The sequence below is a fragment of the Nostoc paludosum FACHB-159 genome (assembly GCF_014698835.1).
Classification (GTDB): domain Bacteria; phylum Cyanobacteriota; class Cyanobacteriia; order Cyanobacteriales; family Nostocaceae; genus Nostoc; species Nostoc paludosum.
This window is the reverse complement of sequence record NZ_JACJTU010000010.1, coordinates 125,667-143,160: the sequence shown is the minus strand read 5'-3', so window position 1 is coordinate 143,160 and position 17,494 is coordinate 125,667. Positions and strand designations below refer to the sequence as shown.

At 41.2% G+C, this 17,494-nt stretch carries 20 protein-coding genes; 15 read left to right on the top strand and 5 right to left on the bottom strand.

Going from position 1 to position 17,494, the window contains the following annotated elements; all coding sequences use genetic code 11:
* Nucleotides 1-27: 27 nt before the first annotated feature.
* Together H6H03_RS12940 and H6H03_RS12935 are read left to right on the top strand one after the other, a co-directional pair.
* Entirely contained in the window at nt 28-300 is a 273-nt protein-coding gene (locus tag H6H03_RS12940) for a hypothetical protein (RefSeq protein WP_190955500.1), read from the top strand.
* Complete coding sequence (locus H6H03_RS12935) at nt 185-991, top strand: tetratricopeptide repeat protein (RefSeq protein ID WP_190955499.1); 807 nt, start codon at nt 185-187, stop codon at nt 989-991. The genes H6H03_RS12940 and H6H03_RS12935 overlap by 116 nt, the downstream gene beginning before the upstream one ends.
* A gap of 85 nt (nt 992-1,076) precedes the next feature.
* On the opposite strand, the gene H6H03_RS12930 is transcribed toward H6H03_RS12935, so the two are convergent.
* Complete coding sequence (locus tag H6H03_RS12930; RefSeq protein ID WP_190955498.1) at nt 1,077-1,595, bottom strand: cupredoxin domain-containing protein; 519 nt, start codon at nt 1,593-1,595, stop codon at nt 1,077-1,079.
* Nucleotides 1,596-2,119: 524 nt separating this feature from the next.
* On the opposite strand from H6H03_RS12930, the gene H6H03_RS12925 reads away from it, so the two are divergent.
* Nucleotides 2,120-2,575: a DUF29 domain-containing protein gene (locus H6H03_RS12925; RefSeq protein ID WP_190955497.1), complete on the top strand. Its 456-nt coding sequence runs from the start codon at nt 2,120-2,122 to the stop codon at nt 2,573-2,575.
* Nucleotides 2,576-3,265: 690 nt separating this feature from the next.
* Here H6H03_RS12925 and H6H03_RS12920 read toward each other — a convergent pair.
* From H6H03_RS12920 to H6H03_RS12910, 3 genes are all read right to left on the bottom strand, one after another.
* Nucleotides 3,266-4,672 (bottom strand): NAD(P)(+) transhydrogenase (Re/Si-specific) subunit beta, encoded by a 1,407-nt coding sequence (locus H6H03_RS12920; protein WP_190955496.1) that lies wholly within the window; start codon nt 4,670-4,672, stop codon nt 3,266-3,268.
* Entirely contained in the window at nt 4,669-4,962 is a 294-nt protein-coding gene (locus H6H03_RS12915) for an NAD(P) transhydrogenase subunit alpha (protein ID WP_190955495.1), read from the bottom strand. The genes H6H03_RS12920 and H6H03_RS12915 overlap by 4 nt, the downstream gene beginning before the upstream one ends.
* A gap of 103 nt (nt 4,963-5,065) precedes the next feature.
* Nucleotides 5,066-6,241, bottom strand: a complete 1,176-nt coding sequence (locus H6H03_RS12910) for a Re/Si-specific NAD(P)(+) transhydrogenase subunit alpha (protein WP_190955494.1) — start codon at nt 6,239-6,241, stop codon at nt 5,066-5,068.
* Nucleotides 6,242-7,002: 761 nt separating this feature from the next.
* Between H6H03_RS12910 and H6H03_RS12905 the strand changes: the two genes are divergently transcribed.
* The 4 genes from H6H03_RS12905 to H6H03_RS12890 all read left to right on the top strand — a co-directional run bounded on the left by H6H03_RS12905 (nt 7,003) and on the right by H6H03_RS12890 (nt 8,654).
* Nucleotides 7,003-7,515 carry a DUF2808 domain-containing protein gene (locus tag H6H03_RS12905; RefSeq protein WP_190955493.1) on the top strand — a complete coding sequence of 171 codons (513 nt, stop codon included), beginning with the start codon at nt 7,003-7,005 and terminating at the stop codon, nt 7,513-7,515.
* Between the two features lie 186 nt (nt 7,516-7,701).
* Complete coding sequence (rpmH, locus tag H6H03_RS12900) at nt 7,702-7,836, top strand: 50S ribosomal protein L34 (RefSeq protein WP_073642693.1); 135 nt, start codon at nt 7,702-7,704, stop codon at nt 7,834-7,836.
* A 16-nt stretch (nt 7,837-7,852) separates the two neighbouring features.
* Nucleotides 7,853-8,275: a ribonuclease P protein component gene (rnpA, locus tag H6H03_RS12895; protein WP_190955492.1), complete on the top strand. Its 423-nt coding sequence runs from the start codon at nt 7,853-7,855 to the stop codon at nt 8,273-8,275.
* Nucleotides 8,262-8,654, top strand: coding sequence for a PH domain-containing protein (locus H6H03_RS12890; protein WP_190955491.1), 393 nt, complete (start codon nt 8,262-8,264; stop codon nt 8,652-8,654). The genes rnpA and H6H03_RS12890 overlap by 14 nt, the downstream gene beginning before the upstream one ends.
* Here the strand turns inward: H6H03_RS12890 and H6H03_RS12885 are convergent.
* On the bottom strand, nt 8,599-8,826 hold the full coding sequence (locus tag H6H03_RS12885; protein WP_190955490.1) for a hypothetical protein: 228 nt from the start codon (nt 8,824-8,826) through the stop codon (nt 8,599-8,601). The genes H6H03_RS12890 and H6H03_RS12885 overlap by 56 nt on opposite strands.
* Nucleotides 8,827-8,889: 63 nt before the next feature.
* Between H6H03_RS12885 and yidC the strand changes: the two genes are divergently transcribed.
* From yidC to H6H03_RS12850, 8 genes are all read left to right on the top strand, one after another.
* Nucleotides 8,890-10,041: a membrane protein insertase YidC gene (gene yidC / locus H6H03_RS12880; RefSeq protein WP_190955489.1), complete on the top strand. Its 1,152-nt coding sequence runs from the start codon at nt 8,890-8,892 to the stop codon at nt 10,039-10,041.
* Entirely contained in the window at nt 10,038-10,553 is a 516-nt protein-coding gene (locus H6H03_RS12875; protein WP_190955488.1) for a Jag family protein, read from the top strand. Before yidC ends, H6H03_RS12875 begins: the two co-directional genes overlap by 4 nt.
* Nucleotides 10,554-10,735: 182 nt before the next feature.
* On the top strand, nt 10,736-11,257 hold the full coding sequence (locus tag H6H03_RS12870) for a YceD family protein (protein ID WP_190955487.1): 522 nt from the start codon (nt 10,736-10,738) through the stop codon (nt 11,255-11,257).
* A gap of 183 nt (nt 11,258-11,440) precedes the next feature.
* On the top strand, nt 11,441-11,710 hold the full coding sequence (locus H6H03_RS40280) for an AAA family ATPase (RefSeq protein ID WP_277926150.1): 270 nt from the start codon (nt 11,441-11,443) through the stop codon (nt 11,708-11,710).
* A 93-nt stretch (nt 11,711-11,803) separates the two neighbouring features.
* The gene (locus H6H03_RS12865; protein ID WP_242057841.1) at nt 11,804-13,393 is read left to right on the top strand and encodes an AAA family ATPase; all 1,590 of its coding nucleotides are present in this window, start codon (nt 11,804-11,806) and stop codon (nt 13,391-13,393) included.
* Nucleotides 13,394-13,674: 281 nt separating this feature from the next.
* On the top strand, nt 13,675-15,186 hold the full coding sequence (locus H6H03_RS12860; protein ID WP_190955486.1) for an AAA family ATPase: 1,512 nt from the start codon (nt 13,675-13,677) through the stop codon (nt 15,184-15,186).
* A gap of 228 nt (nt 15,187-15,414) precedes the next feature.
* Nucleotides 15,415-15,924 (top strand): SH3 domain-containing protein, encoded by a 510-nt coding sequence (locus H6H03_RS12855; protein WP_190955485.1) that lies wholly within the window; start codon nt 15,415-15,417, stop codon nt 15,922-15,924.
* Nucleotides 15,925-16,087: 163 nt separating this feature from the next.
* Nucleotides 16,088-17,491, top strand: coding sequence for a peptidoglycan-binding domain-containing protein (locus tag H6H03_RS12850; protein ID WP_190955484.1), 1,404 nt, complete (start codon nt 16,088-16,090; stop codon nt 17,489-17,491).
* The last annotated feature ends 3 nt before the right edge of the window (nt 17,492-17,494 follow it).

The following is a 17,494-nucleotide window of genomic DNA, read 5'->3' as shown; positions in this document are numbered from 1 at the left end:
CGTTGGCGCAGCCTCTCGTAGAGAAGTATGGGGCATTGGGCATTGAGAGGAGCTAGAAGCATAAATTCTCTTTCTCCCTACACTCCCCACAGTCCCCCATCTCCTTTGCTCCCCATACCCTATGCCCTATGCCCCATGCCCCATGCCCTACACCCTACTCTCCACTCACTTACGGTAAATCCAGATGATGAAGTTGATTTGTATTTTTCTCAGTTTGTTACTTGTGTTTGGCTGGGGTACACCAGCGATCGCACAATCTCAATTGCCAAGTATTACTCAAGAGCAATTAAAACAAGGTGATGAGTGGGCAAATCAAGCTTTTATCGCTACAAATAATGGTGATTTTGCCACGGCTGAAACATATTGGACAAAGATTATTGAGCAATTTCCCACCAATGCAGGGGCGTGGAGTAACCGAGGAAATTCGCGGGTAAGTCAGAACAAGTTACAAGAGGCGCTGGATGATTATAACAAAGCTATAGAACTTGCCCCAAATGCTACAGATCCTTATTTGAATCGGGGTGCGGCTTTGGAAGGATTGGGAAAATGGCAAGAGGCGATCGCAGATTATAATCGTGTTCTAGAACTCGATCCTAACGATGCAATGGCATATAACAATCGCGGTAATGCCGAAGGTGGTTTAGGAAAATGGGATTTGGCGATCGCTGACTATAAAAAATCAGTAGAAATTGCTCCAAATTTTGCCTTCGCCCGCGCTAACTATGCCCTAGCCCTTTATGAAACTGGTGAAATAAACCAAGCAATTCGAGAAATGCAAAACATCGTCCGCAAATATCCCAAATTTGCCGATATGCGTGCCGCCCTCACAGCCGCCTACTGGGTGAATGGAAAACAAGGGGAAGCTGAAAGTAACTGGGTAGCAGCTTATGGACTGGATAACCGTTATAAGGATATCAACTGGGTAAAAAATATCCGTCGTTGGCCTGAGAGTATGGTAGTAGCTTTAGATAAATTCTTAAAACTCCAGTAACATCTGTGATTGAAGAAGAATACAGAATTCAGAATTCAGAATCAATCAGTTTTCAATCGACCACCGATTAATTCTGAATTCTTATTTAATTACTAATAACAATCTCTCCAATCATACCTGCTTCTGTATGTCCAGCTATTGGACAACGTAAACCATAAGTGCCAGATTTCAAAGGCACAAACACCCATTCTGCCTCAGCACCTGGCTTGAGTTCTATTTCGTGAATTGCTCCTTTAATTTCTACCTTCCCTGCTTCAACTTTTTGTGTCCAAATGCCATCGGCAAAATCTTTAGCAGTAAAATAATGTTTCAGTTGGCTGGGATTGGTTAGCCGTAAATTGTAGCGTTTGCCAGCCTGCAATTCTAGATGATTTGGCTCAAATTTGAGTTCGTTAGCTGCATTACCCAAGCTAACTGTAATTTCTGTAGCTGGTTGCTTGAGCAAATCATTAGACACATTCGCCGCTGCTGCTGGAGTTGCATTGATGAAATTCAAGCACAAAAGCAAAGTTAATATTATGTAGTTGTGCCGTGGTGCTTGTAGGCAAGCAGAAGCAGTGAAAGCCAGGATTGTTTTTAAGAACTGGTATAAATATTTGCACATTTTCAACGGTAGTTGTTAAAGGTAATTGTGGCGATCGCCAGTGTAAATAGGTAATAGTTTATTGAAAGAAATACTTTACTTATTATCTATACCAAATACCAGATTCATTTTAGCCTTTGAATCAGCGATCGTGGTCTATCATGTCAAATTTATATCATGCCTTTGATTGAAGAGCGATCGCTGTTTTTAATCAACCACAGAGATACAAAGAACACGGAGGAAGAAAAGGTGCGATCGGTGAATTAATAATGCTTACTTCCATCGGGCTACAATTAGATACTCTGTAAGTATGAGGGCTTTATCAGGAAACTAAAATACTGATTGACGCTAAAATACAATATAAATACCAATACTAAAACCAACCTGTTTTATCTCACGCAGAGGCGCAAAGAACGCAGAGGAAGGAAGAAAGGAAAGATAGCTGGGTTAGGCTTTGCTGGGTAGACCTAGGGTAAGCTACTTTAGCACACGCTCGGAAATAACAGAAGTAATGTTAAGATTATATATCTGTAAACGAGAAGATTATGAGCAATCAATCTGTTCCTCAAACCAATAATCTCTATACAGAAGATTATAATCTGTGGTTAGAACACACAGTTTATTTATTAAAAAATGAAAATTTTTTAGAATTAGATTTAGAAAATTTAATTGAAGAAATTGAAAGTATGGGTAGAAGCGATAAAAATGCTTTAAGGAGTAATCTTAGAGTGCTTTTAATGCACCTACTCAAATATAAATTTCAACCCCAAAACCGATCCAATAGCTGGTTATATACAATTTACGAACATCGTCAAAGATTACAAGAAGCATTTTTAGATAGTCCTAGCTTAAAATTATACTACACCGAAGTTTTTGATATTTGTTACCAACACGCTCGAAAAGAAGCATCGATTGAAACAGGACTTCCTCTGTCTATTTTTCCTAAAGAATATCCTTTTTCTGTTGATGAAACTTTAGATTTTGATTTCTTCCCAAATTAATCGCGATCGCTTTTTTCTCTCACGCAGAGGCGCAGAGACGCGGAGGAAAAATTATTCGAGTCTGGAATGAGTTAGATAAAGAATAAGAACAACAAGAAACCTTAGAGATTATTGAATATTTAAAATCGCTCTACCAATGTTATGGAAGTATTCATTTGGTAAAGCTCTAGGAAATTTAGCCATCACAAATACAGTTTTATTATTTCTACTAATAAAGAAATCTTCTTTAGAAGATTCTGAAGGTTTTGTAAATTCAATATTTGTTATATTCTCAGTTATTTTTCTCCAAAAATATTCAAATGATCTACCGTAGAAAACAACTGCTTTAGGTTGATGTTCTTGTATTCTCTGTCTAATATGATTAATTCGAGTCTCAACACAATAGTCTTCATAAGTTTGTCTAGTAGATAAAAAAGGAAGTTGAGAAAATTTATTATATATCCAATACTTATCATAGCTCTTGCAATTTTATTTATGAAATTAAATTTGGCTAATCAAAAATAATTAACTACGCGCAGAATGTCAAGAAAAGGAATAAAAATTTATCCATAATTTTCGGAAATAAGTTTTCTAATCTTTGTGCCTTTGTGTGGAGTAGTTCCCCAACAAAAAACTAGCCTTGGAAGCATTACACTCCCAAGGCAAGCCAACTAATTCTTTACTCCGCGCTCTCTGCGCCTCTGCGGTTCGTTAAAGTTGCTTCACTTCCGAAACCAACTTCGATACCATATCTTTCGCGCTACCAAAGAGCATCGTAGTTTTATCCTTGTAGAACAACTCATTATCTACACCGGCAAAACCCGTACTCATCCCACGCTTAATGACAATTGTCTGCTTCGCCCGATCTACTTCCAAAATTGGCATACCATAAATCGGGCTATTGGTATCACTCCGCGCCGCTGGATTTACTACGTCATTTGCCCCAATTACTAAAGCCACATCAGCTTGTTCAAATTGGGGATTAATATCATCCATGTCGTATAACTGCGTATAAGGCACATTGGCCTCAGCCAATAACACATTCATGTGCCCCGGCATTCTTCCAGCTACGGGGTGAATGGCATACTTGACATCTACGCCCATCCGTTCTAATTGATCTGACAATTCGCGGACGCTATGTTGTGCTTGGGCAACCGCCATGCCATAACCAGGTACAATCACCACAGAACGAGCGTATCCCAACATCATCGCTCCTTCTTCGGGATCGATACTGCGGACAGTTTGATCTACTGCACCACTACCAGCAGCACCACCGCCAGCAGCACCAGCTGTACCAAAAGCACTGAACAGCACGCTGAAGAGGGAACGGTTCATTGCTTTACACATAATTTCGGTGAGGATTAACCCAGAGGCTCCCACCAATGCCCCGGCGATGATTAACATATTGTTCATCACCACAAAACCAGCCGCCGCCGCCGCCACACCTGACAAGGAGTTCAACAGCGAAATTACCACGGGCATATCGCCACCACCAATAGGGATGACGAACATCACACCCAGCACCAAGGAAACAGCAACTACTCCCAAGAATATGGGTAGGCTATCTGGTGTGATGATTAAGTAAACACTACCAGTTACGTAAGCAGCCAGAAGCAGCAGGTTAAATGGTTGCTGGAAGGGAAATGTAATCGGGGAACCACTGATTAAACCTTGCAATTTGGCAAAGGCGAGAAAACTACCCGTGAAGGTAACACCACCGATTAACACATCCAGCAGCATGGAGATGTTCACATCAAGGGGTACGGGTGCGCCAGAATCTAATAACCGCCAGAATTCGGCAACGGCGACTAAAGCCGAAGCCGCACCACCCAAACCGTTGAGCAAACCCACCATTTGGGGCATTTCCGTCATTTGGACTTTGTAGGCAACGATCGCACCAATGCCAGATCCAATTGCCAAGCCTAACAAAATCATTTCATAGTTCAACACGTGTTGATCTAGCATTGTGGCCACAATTGCCAGCAACATCCCCACTGCCGCAATGACATTACCATTTCGTGCTGTCGCTGGCGAACCCAGCTTTTTCAAACCAAAAATGAATAAGGATGCAGCGACTAAATATGTCAGCTGAATGCCAGTTGGTAAAAAGTCGCTCACGCCTTAATCTCCTTCTTCTTGAACATAAGCAGCATTCTGTCTGTGACGAGGAAACCACCAACAACGTTGACAGTTGCCAGTACCACAGCAATTAAACCGAGAATCACTGACACACTCGTTTCTCTAGCACCTGAGGCCACAATTGCCCCAAGTACCGAAATGCCAGAAATTGCGTTTGAGCCTGACATTAAAGGTGTGTGTAACGTAGGTGGTATTTTGTTGATGACTTCAAAGCCAATAAAAGACGCCAGAACAAACACAAACAAAGCAGCGAGTAATGCCTCTGTCATTAAATAAAACTCCTTGTGTAAATGGGAATGGGGCGATTCGATTTTGGATTTTAGATGGAAATTTAATCCAAAATCTAAAATCTAAAATTATTGTCCCCAGCCCCTAATTAACCGCCGGTTCTTGAGTATTCAAAGCTTGTAGCGCCTCATGCACTCGTTGATTGCGAATTTCACCTGCGTGGGTAACGCAAGCTGCATCAACGATGTCGTCGCCAAAGTCAACTTGCAAAGCTTTCTCTTTGTTAATCAATAGTTGGATTAACGATGTCACGTTCTTGGAATACAATTGGCTGGCGTGGACTGGCATCGAGGATGGTAAATTGATGGGGCCAATAATTGTGACGCCATTCCAGACAATATCTTTGCCGGGTTCGGTGCAGGCGCAGTTACCACCCTGTTCGGCTGCTAAATCTACAATCACTGAACCGGGTTTCATCTGTGCCACCATTTCTTCTGTCACGAGTCGTGGTGCTTTTTTGCCGGGTACTTGGGCAGTGGTAATCACTACATCGCTATTTTTGATGTGTTCGGCGACAACTTCTTGAGTACGTTGTTTGCTAGCCTCAGAAATTTCTTTGGCATAACCGCCCGCAGCCACAGTTTCTTCTTCGAGTTTGACTTCGACGAATTTGGCGCCCAAGCTTTGCACTTCTTCTTTGACAGCAGGACGAATATCAAAGGCTTCTACCACTGCTCCCAAGCGTCTAGCGGTGGCGATCGCTTGCAATCCAGCCACCCCGGCACCCATAATAAATACTTTCGCTGGAGCGATGGTGCCTGCGGCTGTTGTCAGCATCGGAAAATACTTCGGTAATGCAGCTGCGGCAATGAGTACTGCCTTGTAACCTGCTAGTGAAGCTTGCGAGGACAAAGCATCCATGCTTTGCGCCCTGGTGGTACGGGGAATCAGTTCCATACTCAAGGCTGTGACTTTGCGATTTGCCAATTGCTGTGCCACCACAGGATTTCCTAAAGGATTCAGGAAGCTAACTAATACAGCTCCTTCCTTTAACAAATCAACTTCTGAGCGTCCATCTTCTCGTTCTTGGGGTGGGCTAACTTTGAGCAGAATGTCTGCTTCGCTCCATAATTTGACAGAATCGCTAATAATTTTGGCTCCTGCTGCTTCATAGGCAGGATCGCTGAAAAAAGATCGCTCTCCTGCACCCGATTCCACCCAAACTTCTAAACCTTGCTTTACCAATCGGGCAACGATGTCAGGAATTAATGCTACACGACGTTCGCAAACTTCAATTTCTTTAGCAACTGCTATTCTCATGAAATCTCCTGAAGATAAATACTTAATCTCTGCCCAGTAAGCGATCGCTCAGATGAGGGATATTTCGCACTTTTAATACTGAGGCAGGAACATCAGCCATGACTTTTTCTACTAGATTGAACCTTGAATCTTTCCTCTCCCACTCTTCGTTCTTTCCGCAAAGCCTCACTTTGCGGCTTGCAGATGTTACATTTTCAGATATTTGCAAATAGGGTTACGTATTGCACATGCTATGTTAATTCCCAAATTTTGCATCTTTATCTTCAGCTTATTTTCGGGATTGAGAAATTGGCTATATCCTTTCTTATAGAGTAATATTGACCAAATTTTGGAAGCTTGATAATTTTCAAATCAAATTTTAATAATTCCTACTTTCATTTCAAGCTTATTTTAATCAATTTATCTCAATTTCACTGGCGATCGCTAATCATACGGCTCAATTTTTATAACAAAAATCTTAAATTTAGATACACTTATACATATTCGGAAACACAATCTCATCTCAACTGTGTTTTTATTTAGTTCCAAATTTGACTAACCTAGCAATCAAACTAAGTCTCTGTAAGAATAATGGAGTGAATTGATTTAAAGTTAAATATCTGACTAAGCAAAATTACTTTCAGCCAAAAGTCACCAAAAATGGCACTTTTTTTCCTATTCAACGTCTATTGTCAGGAAGTCCGTAGTAAAGTTTAGTAAAGAATACTAACATACAGTTATTTAGATAACAGAGTTTATATTTTGGTGGAGGGAGCCTAAATATGCGACGTTTACTTTCTGCTTTAGCCGTAACTAGCTTTTTGCTAACTGGATTTCCAGTTGTGAGTTTGGCGCAAAGCTTACCTGGATTTACGCTGTTTAGCGGTGTCAAAGGGGAAAATCAGCTGCCCTTCCGCTTAGATTTTGGCGGACAAAGCAATGGTTGGGATCGTTATAGATTGAGGATTCCAGGTCAAAGAATGAAATTGGCAGTTGCTCAATTTGCCATCACCTATCCTGATTATTACGAAGGAATTTTTGACCCCAAAAAAATTGAGGTACGAGTCAAAGGTAAAAAAGTTAAGCTTTCTGAGGTCAAGTGGGACAAAGAAGGTAAGCTAATTAGTATTTTTCCCGAAGAACCGGTACCAGCAGGTAGTGGAGTTGAGTTAGTTTTTTCTAACGTCAAAAACCCCTCCTTTGGTGGGATGTATTATTTCAACTGCCAAGTTCTCTCCCCTGGCGATGTGCCACTACTGCGATACATGGGAACCTGGATTTTGAGTATCAGTTAAGTTCGGGGAGATGAGAGAGATGGGGAGACACGGGGACGACGCGAGGACGCGGGGAATAATCAATGCCCAATGCCCCATGCCCAATGCCCAATGCCCAATGCCCCATTTCCTATTTCCCATTCCCTGTTAAAGTGATAAAATTAGAGATTGTGAGTTTTTCTAAAAATCACCCAACAGGAGGATAGTATGCAAAGAACACTGGGCGGGACTTGTCGCAAGAGAAAAAGAACCTCTGGTTTTCGCGCTCGGATGCGGACACCAGATGGCAGAAATGTAATTAGAGCTAGGAGAAGAAAGGGGCGTCACCGTCTGAGCGTTTAGGGCATATAGAGTATCTGTGGCTTTGCCCAAAGCAAATCGGTTAAAATCCCGAAAAGATTTCCAGGCAGTTTTCCGGGAAGGAATTCGGCGTCATGGCTCTTATTTAACATTGAGAGCCTTAAAACCTTTATGTTTAATAAATCCTTCGTTGGAAATCGCCGCTGAGACTAAACAAGCAACTGACTCAGGACATCTTGCCAGCACAAAAATTGGCATTTCGATTAGCACAAAAGTCAGCAAAAGAGCAGTGGTTCGCAATCGGATAAAACGGCAAATTACTGCTGCTTTGTATGACTTACTGCCCAAATTGTCACCAGGATGGCGGCTAGTGGTAGTTGTCAAACCTACAGCAGCAGAATCTAAGTGCGTAAGCCCACAATTTCTGCAAGAATTAGAGCAGTTGTTGGCACAAGCCGAGGTGTTCGATGGGCATTCGTGAAGAAGTTTATTATGAAGGCGGCCCCCATGTTGGGGATCTAATTATAAACCTGCTAATTGGGCTAACCGTTGTTGGCATACCCTTGACAGTCGGGGCAATTGTCAGAGCATTATGGCTGCGCTTCCGCATCACCGATCGCCGAGTTACTGTAACAGGAGGTTGGCAAGGGCGCGATCGCACTGACGTAATTTACTCAGAAATTGTGAAAGTTGTCAAAGTCCCACGCGGCATAGGTCTTTGGGGAGATATGGTACTAACCCTGAAAAACGGCAGCCGTCTGGAGCTGCGTGCTATTCCCAATTTTCGGGAAGTCTATGACTACATTAATGAAAAAATTGCAGCCAAAAACCCCCAATATACCGCTGCTGCCAACAAGTAATGGAAAGGGACTGGGAACTGGGGACTGGGGACTGGGGAGATGGGGAAATGTGGGGAGAGAGGGGGGAAAGATTTTTTCCCACACCTCCCACACCTCCCACACCTCCCACACTTCCTGCTTGCCCAATGCCCAAAAATTGTGCGGCTATCCGTAGCAAAGGACAGTCGCACATAAGTCATGATTTAGATAAATTAGATTCAGTCAGTTTACAGTAACTCAGGTTAAATTCAGAATAATGGATTTTGGTATCGGCTTTCTCTCGAACAACGTGATGCTGCCAATCATAGATTTTTTCTATGGAATTTTTCCTAGCTATGGATTGGCGATCGTTGCTTTGACACTGATAGTCCGCTTTGCGCTCTATCCCCTGAGTGCTGGCTCAATTCGCAACATGCGGAAGATGCGAATTGTACAACCTCTGATGCAAAAGCGGATGGCAGAAATCAAAGAGCGCTATAAGGACGATCCGCAAAAGCAGCAGGAAGAAATGGTCAATGTCCAAAAAGAATTTGGCAACCCTTTAGCTGGCTGTTTTCCATTGCTGATCCAAATGCCTGTCTTATTAGCGCTGTTCGCCACTTTGCGGGGTTCACCTTTTGCAGGTGTGAACTACAGCGTTAACTTACAAATCTTTCCGGCAGAACAAATCGAACAAATTCAACCGCAAGCCTTTGCCACCCCTCCTCAAAATATCTATATTGCTGATGGCGAACACGTTAAGGTAACTGCAATTCTCCCCAGCGGTAACAAACTCGCTGTGGGCGAACAAACCAAAATACAATATCAGACCATCGAAGGCAAACCATTTCAGGTACTTTTAGCAGAACACCCAGAAACTAAGCTGATTCCTGAGTGGAAAATCACCAAAGGCGAAGAAAGGGTAAAAATTGATGCCCAAGGCAATTTAGAAGCCTTGCAGCCTGGAGAAGTGACCATTCAAGGAACAATTCCTGGGCTAGCAGCCGATAAAGGGTTTTTATTTATTGATGCTTTAGGTAGAGTTGGCGCACAAGATCCAGATGGCACAATCCACTGGGATATTGTCGCCATGATTGTCTTCTTTGGAATCAGCCTTTATGTCAGCCAAATGCTTTCTGGGCAAAATTCCAGTGGTGGTAATCCGAACCAAGACACAGTTAACAAAATCACCCCAGTCATTTTTTCTGGAATGTTTTTGTTCTTCCCCCTACCAGCTGGGGTATTGATGTATATGGTGATTGGTAATATTTTCCAGACACTACAAACCTACATTCTCTCCCGCGAACCATTACCAGAAGAACTGCAAAAAATCGTAGAAGCTCAAGAAAAAGAAACAGCAGTCACAGAACAAAAAGCATTACCATTTGAGCCGAAAAGTTCTAAGAAAAAGGCTACAGGGGGTTCATGAGCAATATTCCCATGCAGCGAGGTCAGCAGTGGTTAAAAACACTGCTGGAACTCAGTGGGATATCTACTGAGATTCACGGTAATTTAGAAGCTGCCCAACCTCAAGACGAGGATTTCCCAGAATCAGATAGCTACTGGTTAACAATTGATGAAACGAATTTGACACCAGAACAAATCCAGGTATTAATTGGGCCCGATGGTTCTGTGCTAGATGCAATTCAATATCTAGCAAATTCGGTTCTCAACTTGAGCCAATCCGAGGAAGGACAAGCTTCTTACACCATTGAGTTGAATGGCTACCGTGTCAAAAGACAAGCCGAAATTCGCGCATTAGCAGAAGCAGCAGCCGATGAAGTGCGCTTTTCTGGTAGAGAAGTGGAAATTAAATCTCTCAGTTCTGCGGAACGGCGTCAAGTACATACTTTCTTGAAAGATTTTGGAGATTTAGAAACCTTCAGTCGTGGCAAAGAACCACATCGTCATTTGGTTGTGCGTCCGGCTGCGTTGGAGTAAGTTAGGGATTAGGAGTAGAGACCCGATTAATCGCGTCTCTACATGGGTTAAGAGTGAATTGAGAACTCTAACAACATAATTTCAAAATTTCTATTATCCCTAAGAGATAAAATAAAAAATGTACTATCAGACCAATTGCTGATAATCAAGATAAATTTTCGTGAGGATGTCTCACAAATCCTATGGACGCAATTTATATTCCGCAGCTAACTAGAGCATCGGAGCGGACAGAGGAAGTTCAAGTTAAGGAATTTCTGCCTGGTCTGGAAACGTTGACACCAGTTCGCGGTCGTGTACGCGTACAGCATCATGGTAATTATCTGGAAGTATCCGGTCAGGCAGAAGCTATTATTACTTGTACCTGCAACCGCTGTTTGCAGCAATATAATCAACGCTTGGGGATTGATACGAAGGAAATCATCTGGTTAGATGAAACTGCAAATCAGTTAAAAGACTTGCCTTTAGAAAGGGAAGTAACTGTGGAAGATTTGGTAGAAACTTTACCACCCGATGGTTATTTTTCTCCCAGCGAATGGCTGTATGAGCAAATGTGCTTAGCAATGCCTCAACGCCAACTGTGCGATCGCAATTGTCCAGGTATTCCTCCAATTAATGCTGATAGTTACGAAAAGTCAATTGATAAGCCAGTTGACAACCGCTGGGCTGGTTTAGAAGCTTTGAAAAAGCAACTTCCAGGACAATAATCTATATTACTGCACATCACTTTTTCACTTTAAGTCTTACAAGTTATGCAGTAGTTTACTAAGCTAATCGATAGCATTTCCATAGAACCCAGTTTCTTAAAGAAGCTGGGTTTTTAGGTTTTACTTGGCAAAATAAATCAAATTGCCAATAATAGAATTAAGTAAATCAATAAATGATACAAAATGTTTATTAAGAATCTGCAAGTATTTAACTATAAATCATATCTCGATTCTGGGCTAATGGAATTTTCGCCAGGTATTAATATTATTGTTGGGCGAAATAATTCAGGAAAAACGTCTTTACTTGAGGTACTGACCCTAAATTTTGGAAATCATCCTCACAGAAGTTTAAATACTTTACCGAACAAGCTTTCCAGTATACAAAAAGAATCCAAAATAGAAATTAATTTGCATATTAATAAAGAAGAATTGCGAAGTTTTTTAAAACATTGACCTTCAGTTGGAATTCCTAGAGCAGCAACTGAAAAATATTATTTTATTGCTGATAAATATGACTACGATCCAGATCGCTATCATGACGAATATATGAGTGCTATTGACGAATCTGTAAGATACGCCGCTAAAAAATTTCAAGATTTTTTAGACAATCCTGGTTTTGTAGATATAAGCATATCTTTGCAATCCAATATAAAAATCGATAATGATAGTTTAATAAAACTACTTAATTTTGAATTGTACAAGCAAGCTTTTCAAAAAGTTTTTTACAAAATTAAATTTGATGATAGCAATAAAATAGTTATTGAAGAGACTACTTATTCTGATGATGAAGTACAGGAACCTTTTGTTAAATATAGTGGAAAAATTCAAGAAAGTATAGGTTCCAAATTGTTTGATAAATTTCAGAATCGTATTTATCGATTTCAGGCTGAACGTCTAAACGTTGGAATTTGTAAATGCGAGAATAAAGCTGATACAGAACTAAAATCAAACGCTTCTAATCTTGCAGAAGTACTTTTTATATTGCAGGGTAAAATTCCAGGGATGTTTGCTCATTTCAATAAATTAGTTTCAGACGTATTACCGGAGATCAAATGGATTTCTGTCGTAATGAGAGATGACGCAAATATTGAAATTATGGTTTGGAATACAGATAATCTTCACAGAAATGATTTATCACTTTCTCTTTCCTTATGTGGAAGTGGAGTTAGTCAAGTACTAGCAATTTTATATATTCTAGTTTCTTCTGAAGAACATAGAACAATCATTATTGATGAACCACAATCTTTTTTACATCCAGGTGCAGCTAAAAAACTTATAGAAACTCTTAAACAGTTTCCCCAGCACCAATATTTTATTGCTACTCATTCGCCAGAAATTATTGCATCAGCGAATCCATCTACTATTATCAAACTCCAATATCAAGATTGCCAAACAACAGCATCAGTAATAAATACAAAAGAGATAGAATCGCAAAACGAAGTTTTAGCTGAACTTGGAGTTAGATTATCTGACGTTTTTGGTGCTGATAATATTCTCTGGGTAGAAGGACAAACTGAAGAAAAATGTTTTCCATTGGTATTGGAGAAAGTTGCAAAGATACCATTAATGGGTATTAAAATTTTATGTGTCAATAGTACTGATGCTCTTTTGGATGGAAAACGCTCTGACCTTGTTTTTGATATTTACAAAAAACTCACAACGGGAGCAAGTCTGTTTCCGCCAGTAATTGGATTTATATTTGATAGAGAAAGTAAGACAGAAACAAAAATTCAAGAACTAAAGAAGAGAGGCGTGACTTTTTTACGCCTACCTATGTACGAGAATTATCTACTTGATACTGAAGCTATATCACTGATAATTAATGAAGAAGCTATATGGCTAGAAATACCTATTAGCATTACTCAGGTACAAGAATATATCGATAAAATTAAACACGAAAAATCCTATCTGCTTCAAGGTGTAAAAAGAGAAGAAGTTTTAGATAATAATTGGTTATCTAAGGTTCACGGTGCAAATATCCTTGAAAGTATGTTCCAAGAATTTTGTGACAATAAGTTGGAATTTAGAAAAACTAAGCACTCTTATAAGCTTACAGAATGGTTAGTTGAGAATAAACCTGATTTTTTATCTGAATTGGCTGAAGAATTAGGATATTACTTAAAGAAATGTCATTAATCATATACCTGAAAGCAATTTATGGTATAAGTACGACATAAAATTTGAGTAATATAAGTTACAAAACTTATGTTTTACACTTAGATAAGCAATAGGCTTGTTAAATCGGTAAACTTTAACTCATACCCTCCTATCTGGAGGGTTTTCTTGTGTAGAGAAATTATTTAGATAAAAGAGATATTAGGAATTAGTACAGTAATTGAAGTTGAAAAAATTTTTGTATTTTATTTTTAAATAAATTTAAAAAAGCTGGAGTTCGTCAGATTGATAGGAGTGAGTTCATGAGCTTTCGTGATGAGTTTAAACTACTGCTACGCGCCCGCTATCCTTTGATTTATATTCCCACTTATGAAGAGGAGCGAGTAGAAGCATCTATCCGGGAAGAAGCAGCAAACCAAGGTAATCGCCCAGTGTATACTTGGGATTTTGTCGATGGTTACCAGGGAAACCCTAATGATGCAGGGTTTGGGCGGCGTAATCCGCTGCAAGCTTTGGAATTTGTGGAAAAATTACCAGCTTCCGCACCTGCGGTATTGATTTTACGAGATTATCATCGCTTTTTAGAAGATGTGGCGATCGCTCGCAAACTCCGCAATCTCGCCCGACTCCTGAAGTCGCAACCAAAAAATATTGTACTGCTTTCGCCACGCATCGCCATTCCTGACGATTTAACCGAAGTGCTGACAGTCGTGGAGTTTCCCCTACCCAGCGCCCCAGAAATTAAAACTGAGGTGGAACGCTTACTGCAAAGTACTGGGAACTCACTTTCTGGAAAAGTTTTAGATGACTTGGTGCGCTCTTGTCAAGGACTTTCGATGGAACGGATTCGGCGAGTTTTGGCAAGAGCGATCGCTAGCCACGGGGAATTGCAGCCAGAAGACGTGGATCTGGTTTTGGAAGAAAAACGCCAAACTATCCGCCAAACCCAAATCCTCGACTTCTACCCCGCCACTGAGCAAATTTCTGATATCGGCGGGCTGGATAACTTAAAAGACTGGCTGATTCGTCGGGGAGGCTCATTTAGCGAACGGGCAAGGCAGTACGGATTACCGCACCCCCGTGGTTTAATGTTGGTGGGTATTCAGGGAACTGGTAAATCGTTAACGGCAAAAGCGATCGCTCATCACTGGCATTTACCCCTGCTACGTTTGGATGTCGGGCGGTTATTTGGTGGTTTGGTAGGCGAGTCCGAATCTCGCACCCGCCAAATGATTCAGGTAGCTGAAGCCCTCGCCCCTTGTATTTTGTGGATTGATGAAATAGATAAAGCCTTTTCCGGACTTGGTAGCAAAGGTGATGCGGGCACTACTAGCCGTGTGTTTGGCACATTTATTAACTGGCTAGCTGAAAAAACCTCACCCGTGTTTGTCGTCGCCACCGCCAACGATATCCAAGCCCTACCGCCAGAAATGCTGCGTAAAGGGCGATTTGATGAAATTTTCTTTGTCGGTTTGCCTACCCAAGAAGAGAGAAAAGCAATTTTTAATGTTCATTTATCCCGACTGCGCCCCCACAACTTAAAAAGTTATGACATCGATAGATTAGCTTATGAGACACCTGATTTTTCTGGGGCAGAAATTGAGCAAACTTTAATTGAAGCCATGCACATTGGATTTAGCCAAAATCGTGATTTTACTAAAGACGATATTTTAGAGGCTGCCAGTCAAATTATCCCCTTAGCACGAACCGCCGTAGAGCAAATTCAGCAACTTCAAGAATGGGCTGCTGCGGGGAGGGCGCGTTTAGCATCGAAACACAGCCCTTTGAGCGATAGCTTCGGTAAGCTACGCTGATACCATTTTGGATTTTAGATTTTAGATTTTGGATTGGAAATTTCTCTGTGTTAAAGGGTTCTATCAATCCATCTGTTGCATTCATTTTGCAAATTGGTATAACAGAGTGGCAGCTAGAATAATCGATTGGAATAGACCACACTGCGTCCCTTTGTGGTCTCTTTACAATCCAAAATCCAAAATCCAAAATCTAAAATTGATTGACCCGTAGATAATCAGGTATTAATTATGTTTTCTGGCTTAATAAAGTATTTACTTGGCTTTTTCTTAGCGATCGCTGTATTAATTGGTAGCGGTGTTGCAGTTGCACTCTATTTCATGAATCGCACTGGCATACCTCCTGCCAAACCGATTTTCTCCAATGATAGCCCCTTGGTGAAAGCCCAAGCTCCAAAAGCAACTGAGCCTGGAGGTAAACCCACCCCTACACCCAGCCCCACTAAATCACCTTCCAGTCCAACCCCTACACCCACCCCCACTGAATCACCTCAACCTACCCCATCCCCAACACCATTACCATCAGGAGCTTACCGAGGGCGTGTGAGTTGGGCTGATGGTTTGAGTTTGCGGGCACAACCAAATCAAGACGGTGAACGTATTGGTGGCGTTGGTTTTAATCAGAAAATTATTGTCTTGGAAGAAAGCGAAGATAAAGCTTGGCAAAAAATCCGTTTGGAAGATAGCGGACAAGAAGGTTGGGTGAAAGCAGGTAATACTGAAAAAACTGATGAACAATAGGTATGGGGCATTGGGCATTGGGCATTGGGCATTAGGAGTTATTCCCCTATGCTTGCCCTACTTCCCAACTCCCTACTCCTCTAGTTGTAAAGAATCATACAAAAATAAATATTACACAGAGTGAATGGTATAATCTTGTATGGTCATAACTTGAAAAAAACAAGTGGAAACAGGGGTAGATAGCTCTTTAACTGAGCTAGCCTCAGCCTTTGAGGCATCTGAAAGTATCAAGGTTGTTCATCTGCCAGTTATTTTAAAATTTTTGAATTGGAAAAATTTACCTAGCTCTGCTGCAATGCGTCTTTTGTCTGTAGCATTGACTATGGGAATTCTCAGTGTTGCTGGGGAAGTTTTAGCACTTCAGAAAATTGGAAGTAATGGTTCGCAAGTCGCCAGTAGCCAAAGATGTTTAAAAAAGTTAGGCTACTTCAAAGGCCCGGTGACAGGCAAGTTTGCTACTTTGACTCAGAATGCTGTAATCAAATTTCAGCAAGCTAATAGATTACCTGCGGTTGGTTTTATAGGCCCTAGTACTCAAAGAGCGTTGCAAAGAGCGTGTCAGAGTCAAACCTCTAGTAGGAATGTTAATCGAAATTCGCCATCGGCAGTAAATCAATATCCTACTCTCTCTCAAGGTAGCACTGGTGCAGCCGTGACCAAGTTGCAACAACGTCTAAAGCAGCGCGGTTACTTTAATGCTAATCCCACAGGAAATTTTGGGCGAATTACTAAAGATGCTGTGATTGCATTCCAGCGAAATGCCGGTATATCTGTCACTGGAGTTGTCGGTCAGCAAACTTGGAACGCACTAGTAGGTTCTTCTCCGGCTCAAGCTAAATCGAGTCTTTCCAGTCAACAAATCAGAGAACTGCAAGAGCGTTTACGACAACTAGGTTATTTTAAAGCTAATCCCACTGGGACTACTGGCCCAATTACTAGAGAAGCGATCGCCAACTTTCAACAAGATTATAAACTACCAGTTAATGGCACAGCCAATGCCCAAGTTTTAGCAGCAGTACGTAGAGCCTCAGCTGGTGGATATGCTACTCAACAACCAGCTAGAAATTATCTCACTGTTGGCGATCGCTCAGATAATGTCAGATTAGTTCAAGACCGTTTGTTCCAATTAGGCTTTTTTAATGCCAATTCTGATGGCTATTACAGTGATTATACTAGAGACTCTGTAATGGCATTCCAGCAATCTTCTCGACTCAATTCTACTGGAAATGTAGATTGGCAAACTTGGGAAGCATTAGGATTGAATAACTTAAATGGGGGCAATTCTGTTGAAACTAACCGCTATGTAGTACCCGTTACTAATGGCTATTTATCACCTGAAACTAACGGCAACATCTTAGTTGGTAACTCTCGCTATACAGTTATTGTGCCAATTTTCAGTAATGAAACTCTCACTAAAGTGCAACAATATATACCTAATGCTGTGGCAGAGGAATCAAACCTGGGGGATTATGTGAATGCTGGAGCATTTAGCGATCGCGCTGAAGCAGAAAGGGTAACGAAAATGCTCCGTTCCTATGGTCTGGATGCACGGGTTAAATACAATTAAAAC

Coding starts and splice junctions, on each gene's coding strand:
- H6H03_RS12870 (WP_190955487.1), top strand. CDS start 10,736: ATGGACGCAATTTATATTCCGCAGCTAACTAGAGCATCGGAGCGGACA.
- H6H03_RS12890 (WP_190955491.1), top strand. CDS start 8,262: ATGGGCATTCGTGAAGAAGTTTATTATGAAGGCGGCCCCCATGTTGGG.
- H6H03_RS12855 (WP_190955485.1), top strand. CDS start 15,415: ATGTTTTCTGGCTTAATAAAGTATTTACTTGGCTTTTTCTTAGCGATC.
- H6H03_RS12865 (WP_242057841.1), top strand. CDS start 11,804: ATGAGTGCTATTGACGAATCTGTAAGATACGCCGCTAAAAAATTTCAA.
- H6H03_RS12885 (WP_190955490.1), bottom strand. CDS start 8,826: ATGTGCGACTGTCCTTTGCTACGGATAGCCGCACAATTTTTGGGCATT.
- yidC (WP_190955489.1), top strand. CDS start 8,890: ATGGATTTTGGTATCGGCTTTCTCTCGAACAACGTGATGCTGCCAATC.
- H6H03_RS12930 (WP_190955498.1), bottom strand. CDS start 1,595: ATGTGCAAATATTTATACCAGTTCTTAAAAACAATCCTGGCTTTCACT.
- H6H03_RS12915 (WP_190955495.1), bottom strand. CDS start 4,962: ATGACAGAGGCATTACTCGCTGCTTTGTTTGTGTTTGTTCTGGCGTCT.
- H6H03_RS12925 (WP_190955497.1), top strand. CDS start 2,120: ATGAGCAATCAATCTGTTCCTCAAACCAATAATCTCTATACAGAAGAT.
- H6H03_RS12910 (WP_190955494.1), bottom strand. CDS start 6,241: ATGAGAATAGCAGTTGCTAAAGAAATTGAAGTTTGCGAACGTCGTGTA.
- H6H03_RS40280 (WP_277926150.1), top strand. CDS start 11,441: ATGTTTATTAAGAATCTGCAAGTATTTAACTATAAATCATATCTCGAT.
- H6H03_RS12860 (WP_190955486.1), top strand. CDS start 13,675: ATGAGCTTTCGTGATGAGTTTAAACTACTGCTACGCGCCCGCTATCCT.
- H6H03_RS12935 (WP_190955499.1), top strand. CDS start 185: ATGATGAAGTTGATTTGTATTTTTCTCAGTTTGTTACTTGTGTTTGGC.
- H6H03_RS12875 (WP_190955488.1), top strand. CDS start 10,038: ATGAGCAATATTCCCATGCAGCGAGGTCAGCAGTGGTTAAAAACACTG.
- H6H03_RS12905 (WP_190955493.1), top strand. CDS start 7,003: ATGCGACGTTTACTTTCTGCTTTAGCCGTAACTAGCTTTTTGCTAACT.
- rpmH (WP_073642693.1), top strand. CDS start 7,702: ATGCAAAGAACACTGGGCGGGACTTGTCGCAAGAGAAAAAGAACCTCT.
- H6H03_RS12940 (WP_190955500.1), top strand. CDS start 28: ATGGGGCATTGGGCATTGAGAGGAGCTAGAAGCATAAATTCTCTTTCT.